This window comes from Scytonema sp. PCC 10023, from assembly GCF_963920835.1.
GTDB lineage: Bacteria > Cyanobacteriota > Cyanobacteriia > Cyanobacteriales > Nostocaceae > Kalymmatonema.
Window position 1 is genome coordinate 34,712 of the sequence record NZ_CAWUDP010000089.1, and the last position, 6,239, is coordinate 40,950.

Annotated in this window: 4 protein-coding genes; all 4 read left to right on the forward strand. The window is 42.2% G+C overall.

Going from position 1 to position 6,239, the window contains the following annotated elements; translation table 11 throughout:
- Nucleotides 1-117 precede the first annotated feature (117 nt).
- On the forward strand, nt 118-1,584 hold the full coding sequence (locus ACM0OZ_RS36960; RefSeq protein ID WP_414587817.1) for a hypothetical protein: 1,467 nt from the start codon (nt 118-120) through the stop codon (nt 1,582-1,584).
- Between the two features lie 290 nt (nt 1,585-1,874).
- Nucleotides 1,875-2,756, forward strand: a complete 882-nt coding sequence (locus ACM0OZ_RS36965; RefSeq protein WP_414587818.1) for an aspartoacylase — start codon at nt 1,875-1,877, stop codon at nt 2,754-2,756.
- 129 nt (nt 2,757-2,885) lie between these two features.
- Nucleotides 2,886-4,283, forward strand: coding sequence for an ATP-binding protein (locus ACM0OZ_RS36970; RefSeq protein ID WP_414587819.1), 1,398 nt, complete (start codon nt 2,886-2,888; stop codon nt 4,281-4,283).
- 258 nt (nt 4,284-4,541) lie between these two features.
- Entirely contained in the window at nt 4,542-5,855 is a 1,314-nt protein-coding gene (locus tag ACM0OZ_RS36975; protein ID WP_414587820.1) for an amino acid permease, read from the forward strand.
- The last annotated feature ends 384 nt before the right edge of the window (nt 5,856-6,239 follow it).

Sequence of the window (6,239 nt, forward strand, 5' to 3'; positions counted from 1 at the left end):
TGTCTGACTCTGCTAAAAAAGATTTCAAGCTATTTGCAATTAACTTGAGCCACAGCGGATGATTGCGAGCTGGTTCCAAATAATGTGATTTGCATTAAAAAGTCTCTAAATTACTCAATGGCTATTTTCTTTTCAGATTTCTTTGATGTTTCACCGGAGCTAATCGAGAAATATGGAGCTTTCAATATATCGCTAATCAACGATCTACCCTTATTCGTAGATCCATTTTTACTGTTTAACAGTGAAAACGCAACCTATCAACAGCTTCACGAAGATGTCATTCGCTATATGCGCTTTTTAAAGGAAATGTCTTTGTCAGGCGCGATTAATCCACGTTTAGTAGATGCCTGGTTTACGTTCCCTGAAGTTAAGCAAAACTGGCTTGGGTTCAGTGTAAAAGGCAATAAAGGTCATGGACTTGGAAAAGATTTTGCTAAGGCACTGAACAGAAACTTACATTCTGTATTTAGAAATTTTGGCGAAGAGACAATTACGCGCAGTAGCCACTTAGAAAAACTATGTCTTGTTCGTGAAGGTGTGGGGCGTGATAACATCAGCGACTTTACAACAAACCTAATCAAACATTTCCTTGCTACATATACTCAAGATTTTGCATTAAACAATTTATCTAAAAGTCAAATTAAGTCTATAAGAATAAATAAGGTGAAATTTAATTATGATACGCGTACCTGGATCTCTGCGACTTTTCGACTACCCTACATTAATGGTGATTATGTTCTCCTTACTCCCAAAGATCTATTAACGAAAGACGAGTCATGGATTAATAGACCAGAGCTTTTAGAGCGTTTTCAAGAAATTGCTGGTGGATTACCGAACGAAGTCTTGCGTGCTCAAGTCAATGAGTATCTTTTGCGTATTCTTCCTACTGATCCAAAAGCAACAAAAAAGGAGATTCAAACTGCTATCAGCTTAGCAATAGATAGATTTCCAGAGGTTATTGATCATTACGTTAGGATTAAGGAAGACGAGGGTGATGAAGCAACCTCTGTTGCAGAAGAACGTGTTGCAGAGGTGAAAGCCCGTTTCGTTGAACAAATTCATCAACTGGTGAATGAGTACTTAAAGCCAATTGGGTTTTATCAAAGCCTAGGAAACACATATTTGGAGGCGAAAGAACGAGTATTCTTTCTTAAAGATGTTATTGAAAACAAAGGCGGACATCGTTTGTTTTATGTTAAGGGTAAGCCTCTTGAACGAGAAGCAGACCTTCAAATTCTATACCGTTTAACATGGTTCTCTACTCCTTCTGATGTAAGTAGAGAAGTAAATGATGGACGTGGAACCGTCGATTTCAAAGTGTCACATGGAAAGGCAGACAAGACGTTAGTTGAATTCAAGCTTGCTAAGAATTCGCAATTAGAAAAAAATCTTGCAAAGCAATGCGAAATCTATGAGAAATCTAGCGACTCAACACATCCTTCTTTGAAGGTAATATTGTATTTTTCAAAACATGAACTTGCCAAAGTAAACCGAATTTTGGAACGTCTAAACCTTAAAGGTTCGCCCCATATCATACTGATTGATGCTTGTGATGATAATAAGCCTTCTGGCTCTAAGGCTTGAAGGTATTGAAGAACGCATCAGTATGGGAAAGCTTATCAGATAGCTTGTTGGTCAGTCTTACAATATCTACCTTTACAGTCTAAATTCACCCACTTGCCAGTATAACCCCTCTAAAACTAAAGTAAAGTATACTCCTGGAATGCACGTGAGTATTAAAGTACTCAGGGCAGAGGTTTCATTAGCTCTAGCCCTTACTACATTTAGGGCGTTTATTTCTGCCCATCTACTTATAATGCTGGGACAATATCTAAAGTATTTCATTTATTTACCCCAAGCCCTCTACAACAATCATGGAAAAATTTAGACAGGTTGCCATTGTGGGAGGAACCCACGGAAACGAATTCACAGGTGCATATCTCATTAAAAAATTTGATAATTTTCCAGAACTAGTCAAAAGACCTAGCTTTAAAACACTGGTAATGCTTGCTAATCCGCAGGCTTTTCAAGCGAACAGGAGATATCTTGACAAAGACTTAAACCGCTGCTTTTCTATAGAAGACTTGAATAATTCTCTAGGGTCTTCCTATGAAGAAAATAGAGCAAGATTTATTAATCAAATTCTAGGACCAAAAGGCAATCCGCAAGTTGATTTTATCATGGATTTACACAGTTCCACAGCTAACATGGGACTAAGTATCATCCTTTTGGATGACAATCCATTTAATATAAAATTGGCAGCTTATTTGAGTTCAATCCAACCAACAGTGAAAATATATAGTTGGATTGAACCAGAAAAAGAATCATTTTTTTTAAATTCTATATGTGACAAAGGTTTTGGTATTGAAGTTGGTCCCATTCCACAAGGAACTCTCCAAGCAACTCTGTTTCAAAAAACTGAAGAGCTTATTCATGCCATTCTGGATTATTTGGAGAAATATAATCAAGGCGAAATTCCCCAAGTCAGCCATAGTGTAACTATTTATCAGCACTTAAAAGTCGTGGATTATCCTAAGAACGAAGATGGGGAAATTGAAGGCATGATTCATCCTCAGCTTCAAGGTAGAGATTATGAGGAATTGAAACCAGGTGAACCTCTGTTTCTCACTTTTGATGGCAAAACTATTTACTATGAAGAAGAATCATCGGTTTATCCTGTGTTTATTAATGAAGCTGCTTATTATGAAAAGGGAATAGCGATGTGTTTTACAAGGAAAAAGCAGGTATCAGGGTAAAATTGTTAGTCAGTGCTGATGACGAAACGCAATTGCATTGAGATGGAAATCGTTACGAACTTGTGCAATCTTGTACTTAGTGATGTGCGATAAGACTTCAAGCCTTCATATTCAGAGGGAGATAGCCAAATGCTGTGCGTCGATGATTTGCTGACACTGGATGCCTTTCGGCAGCTTCCGCAAGCGCGACTGGCATGGGTATGCGATCGCGTCAAACCTATCCATTTGCTCCAAGGAGAAATACTCTTGCCAGAAGGTGACAAGAGAAGTACAAAAGGCGTCTTTATTTTGGCTAAAGGACGAATGAGCATTACTCGTTTGCAGGATGGAGTTGAAATGCCTATTGGACAGCACGATGCTCCTAATTATTTTGGGGAAGTTCCGGTGTTGACCGAAGAACCAGCGCTGGTGACCATGCGAGCGGTAACCGACTGTCACCTTCACGAAGTTTCTGCTGTTGACTTCCTAACGCTGCTGCACGAGTGTCGCGATTTCGAGCGAGCTGTCTTTCGCATCTTTCAACAACGGTTGCGGGGTCTGGAGTCTTTTATTCGCGTTCGCGAGAAGATGGCTGCACTGGGAACTCTAGCTGCGGGATTAGCGCATGAACTCAACAATCCAGCAGCAGCCCTGGTGCGATCGCTCAATGGGATCATTCCCGCAGTACAGGAACTGGAGCGCATGAACCTGATCTATGGGCAACGCCAAGTATCGCCTGAACATACGCAGCGATGGCTAGCAGTGCGAGATGCTGGGTTTGATGCTATTGCCAATAATCGTATTGACTTGATTAGTTTAAGCGATCGCGAAGAGGAACTGTTGGAATGGCTAGAAAACTACGGAGTTGACCAGGCGTGGAAACTAGCAGCACCTCTAGCAGCCGCAGGGATCGAAATTCAGAGCCTTGAGGAACTAACTCAGCCCTGGAAAAATGACCCCACAGAACTGCGTGATCAAGGACTTCGCTGGCTGGCATTATCCTTTGAGGTCTTGTCTATGATTCGTGGCGGACTACGTGGAGCTGAACGGATTGCTACGCTTGTCAGTGCGATGAAATCCTATACCTATCTAGATCAAGGGGCACAACAAATTGTCAACATCCATGAAGGACTAGAGGACACCTTGCAGTTATTCTGCCATAAGCTGAAATACGGCATTACGGTGCATCGCTCCTACGATCCTTCCCTTCCCAAAATTTTAGCCTACGGCAGCGAACTTAATCAGGTCTGGACTAATCTCATTGACAACGCCATTGACGCAATGAACGGTCAAGGCACCTTGGAAATTACCACATTCTCTAAACCAAATCATGTCCGGGTTGAAATTATCGATTCAGGTTCAGGCATCCCAGCAGATATCCAATCCCGCATCTTTGAGCCATTTTTTACGACCAAACCCGTAGGTAAGGGATCGGGTCTTGGCTTAGAAAGTGTCCGGCGAATTGTGGAAAATCGTCATCGCGGCAGCATTTTAGTTGAGTCTGTCCCCGGAAGAACTTGCTTTACCGTCTGGTTGCCCACCCAATAACAATTCACTCATTCAAAATTCGCTCATTCAAAATTCAAAATTGAAGACAGTTTCAGTCGGGGTTGAAATCTCCGTCTGAAACTGAGATTACCTATAGACAAAGGGGTCTTAAACCCCCTAATTTACGATAACGTTATGAATTTATGAAAAGTTGTACTTAGGGCAGAAGTCCTGAAAGGGTTTTTGCTAAGATAATTTACATTAATTTATATTCTGTTTCATATTGTTTCAGAATGTGCCTACCTTAGTAAAACCCATATGAAGGCTGTTCTCAACTCGCAGACCCCACAAGTCACTCGGTTATTTTCTAACCTTGAACTCTATGGCAGTAAACTCAGTCATCAACCGGGTAGTATTTTAGGAAGTACTGCACTTATTGCTGGAACGACAGTTGGTGCTGGTATCCTCGCATTACCTGCGGTGACTCTGCCATCTGGCGTTGTGCCATCGACAGTTTTACTTATTGCTGTTTGGCTTTATGCTTTAGTCTCTGGTCTTTTGATTGCAGAAGTGACTTTGAACACGATGCGTCTTGTGGGGCGTCCGAGTTTAGGTTTGTTGGCGATGATTGAGAGGACGCTTGGGAAGCTAGGTGCGCGGGTTGCTGGTGGCGCGTATCTGTTCTTGCACTACGCCTTGCTTGTAGCGTATGTTGCCCAAGGTGGAGAGATTTTAGTATCTGCGGTTGAAAAAGTGTTAGGTGTGCAGAATGTTCTGCCTGCTTGGGTAGGGACAACCGCCTTCACTCTCTTATTTGGCAGCATCATGTATCTTGGGCGAGAAAAGTTTGTGGAGAAATTAAACAGCGCGTTTGTGGCAATTGTCCTTGCTTCATTTCTTGGACTGTTGTTGCTGGGAACAACGCACCTTAACACTTCCTCTTTCTCATTTCAAAATTGGAGTGCGCTTCCTCCAGCCGTTTCAGTGATGTTTGTGGCGCTGTTTTACCATAATGTTGTGCCAACGGTTGTGACTCAACTTGAAGGAGATGCCCGCAAAATACGTCAATCCATCTTTATTGGTTCTGCGATTCCCTTGGTCATGTTCTTGGCTTGGAATGCCGTGATTTTGGGAAGCGTCAGTCCCGATATAGTACAAGGTACGTCTGGTGGTGAAACTGTTTTTGACCCACTGCAAATGTTACGTAGTGGTGGCGCGGGAGAATGGTTAGGAGTGTTAGTGTCCATTTTCTCGGAGTTTGCGATCGTCACATCATTCATTGGGTTTGTCTACGGTTTGCTGGATTTCTTCAAAGATATTTCACTTGTTGGACAAGGTGAACCGTCTAAGCGCCTACCGCTTTATTCACTGATTCTTTTTCCGCCTATGAGTCTCGGGGCGCTCAATCCCAACATTTTCGTGGCTGCTTTAGATTATGCTGGAACATTCAGTGTTTCAGTTTTAGGAGGGATTATTCCTGCCTTGATGATTTGGAAGCAACGTAAAGAGCAGGAAGAATCGAATAGCATCAGTCAACCACTTGTTCCTGGCGGTCAGGTGACGCTGATTGTGATGATTGGTGTTGCGTTGGTTTTGATAGGGAAACAAGTTGTGTCAATGTGGAAGCTTTAACCTTGTCACCAAACCAAATGCTATTTTGGCGGCTTGTTGCAATAGACCTCTTGCAAAAATGCTTAGAACTCTTGCATGCAGTCAATTTTTTTGAAGGTATAGTGGTTTTTAGGTAAATGAACCACATTTGTGACCTCTCTCCAAACCTCTCTCCACCTCTCCCTAACCCTCCCCTAACAGGGGAGGGAAGAGGAGCAGCTTTTATTACTGAGAGAGGCTTTGAATCTTTCCCCCTTCCCTTGTAGGGAAGGGGGTTGGGGGGTTAGGTTTCTTGGCGTAGTCTAATTAACTGACTAACACTTAGTCAAGCAATTGACATTCAAATTTCCAGGTGCAAGATATGAGCCTCTAACTAGCGGCGCGGAGTCCGCTAGTGATATATGA